At 57.4% G+C, this 1,977-nt stretch carries 3 protein-coding genes; all 3 read left to right on the top strand.

From position 1 onward, the window contains the following. On the top strand, window positions 1-242 hold a 242-nt coding region (locus IAG25_RS41300), incomplete at its 5' end, for a hypothetical protein (protein WP_222946883.1). A gap of 8 nt (window positions 243-250) precedes the next feature. Beyond that, the gene (locus tag IAG25_RS41070) at window positions 251-1,546 is read left to right on the top strand and encodes an IS4 family transposase (protein ID WP_255504355.1); all 1,296 of its coding nucleotides are present in this window, start codon (window positions 251-253) and stop codon (window positions 1,544-1,546) included. Window positions 1,547-1,591: 45 nt separating this feature from the next. Beyond that, window positions 1,592-1,977 (top strand): IS66-like element accessory protein TnpA (gene tnpA, locus IAG25_RS41065; RefSeq protein WP_187609885.1); only part of this gene is annotated, 386 nt, incomplete at its 3' end.

The raw sequence follows: 1,977 nt of genomic DNA, 5'->3' as shown, positions 1-1,977 counted from the left end.
GTAAGCGTCGCGGCACGGCCGTCTTGATTCGCGCAATCAGAGACGCCAAAGTGGTTCCCACCACTTCAAGTCTGGTCTTTACCCACATCTTTGGCGGGTTGACTTGTAAACTGCGACGAGTGATGTTAACTTCCGCCCATACGACATTTGTGGGCGATGTTCAACATTGTCTGATGCGAGCGATCCCGATGACTGGGCAAGTGTTGAGTTCGGCGCGGCGCAACTGGGTGACGCTCGCCTAACTCAGCGCTTGATCGCACTTGCAGGTAGATTGTCGGGCGCTCCACAATGTTCTTTTCCCCAGTCGCTTAAAGGCGCGGACCTTAAAGCTGCGTACCGGTTTTTTGATAATCCGAAGGTAGATCCTGACGGCGTGCTCGGTTCGCATATTGGTCGAACGCTCGAACGCATGCGGGAGGCGTCGGTCGTGTTGGCTGTACAGGACACGACCGAATTCAATCTTACGCATCTGCATGCGACGGAAGGTCTAGGCCATTGCGCAGGCCATAATCTTCGCGGTTTTATGATGCATAGCATGCTGGCGGTAACCCCAGAAGGGTTGCCGTTGGGTGTGTTGGGTATGAAGACCTGGACGCGTACACCCGAGGAGCGCGGTAAGGGCGAGTTGCGCAGGCGGCGCACGATCGGGGAGAAGGAAAGCGCGAAATGGCTTGAAGGAGTGGAACACCTGAGCGCGCTCAAAGCGCATTGTCCGCAGACGCATTGCATTGGCGTATGCGATCGTGAGGGAGACATCTACGACGTATTCAGGGCCGATCGCCCTGCTGGCGTCGACTGGCTAGTCCGTGCGAGCTGGAATCGCAGGGTGGCGCATCCGCAGAAGTATCTGTGGGAGACGATCGTTGCAGCGCCGGTGCTAGGCTTCACTGAATTGAAGATTCCAGGTTCGGGTAGCACGATCGCACGCACCGCACGCCTAACATTGCGATGCGCGCCGGTGAGCTTGCGCCCACCGCGCTATCGACGCCCCAGAAGATTACCCAACGTTGAGGTGTTCGCGATTCACGCCATAGAAGCGGATGTTGCCGAAGGTCATGAACCCCTTGAATGGATGCTACTCACTTCGGTGCCCACAAATACTCGCGAAGAAGCACTGGAGCGCCTGGAATGGTATGAGCGGCGTTGGACGATCGAGTCGTGGCATCGCATACTCAAGAGCGGTTGTCGCGTCGAGGCACGGCAATTCGGCAATCTCGATCGATTCGTGCGTGCCACCGCCTTATTTGCCGTAATCAGTTGGCGCATCTTGTACGCGACGTTGCTGGCCCGAATAGACGGCGAACTTCCATGCGATGTGCTGCTTCAACCACTTGAATGGCGCGCGTTGTATTGCCGCGTACACAACACGACGACGTTGCCTGCTCGGCTTCCAACGCTGACGCAGGTCGTGCTATGGATCGCAAAACTCGGAGGTTACCTCGCGCGCAAGCATGATCGTCCACCTGGGCCAACCGTTATGTGGCGCGGCTTTCTCGCTCTGCACGAGATTACGGAGATGTACCGCATCTTTAGGCAGAACGAATGACCTTATTTGTGGGTAAAGACCAGACTTCAAGTAGCGGGAACCACTTTGGGATCGGAAGAGAAGCTGGCCTCAGGAACGCGTAGAGGAAGCCCAAACCACAGCCCTGAATTTCGACGCCGTCTGGCTGCAGCGGCGTGTGAGCCGGGCGTCTCGGTTTCGAAACTCGCCAGAGAGCATGGCATCAACGCCAATATGTTGTTCAAGTGGCGACGTCGATATCGGGCCGAGCAGCTCGCCGTATCAACCGAGCTTGTTCCGGTGACGGTCGTGGAGGACGCGCCGGGCACAGTCACTCCGACACCGTCGGTCCAACAGGAACAGCTAATCGTAAAGCCCGCCGCGAGCGTGGGCACGATCGAAGTTCGGATCGGACGTGCTGTGGTCAAGGTCGATGGAGCGGTCGACGCCGAAACACTACGTACGGTACTGAA

This window comes from Caballeronia sp. EK (genome assembly GCF_014384845.1).
GTDB classification, from domain to species: domain Bacteria; phylum Pseudomonadota; class Gammaproteobacteria; order Burkholderiales; family Burkholderiaceae; genus Caballeronia; species Caballeronia jiangsuensis.
This window is presented reverse-complemented; position numbering and strand designations above follow the sequence as displayed.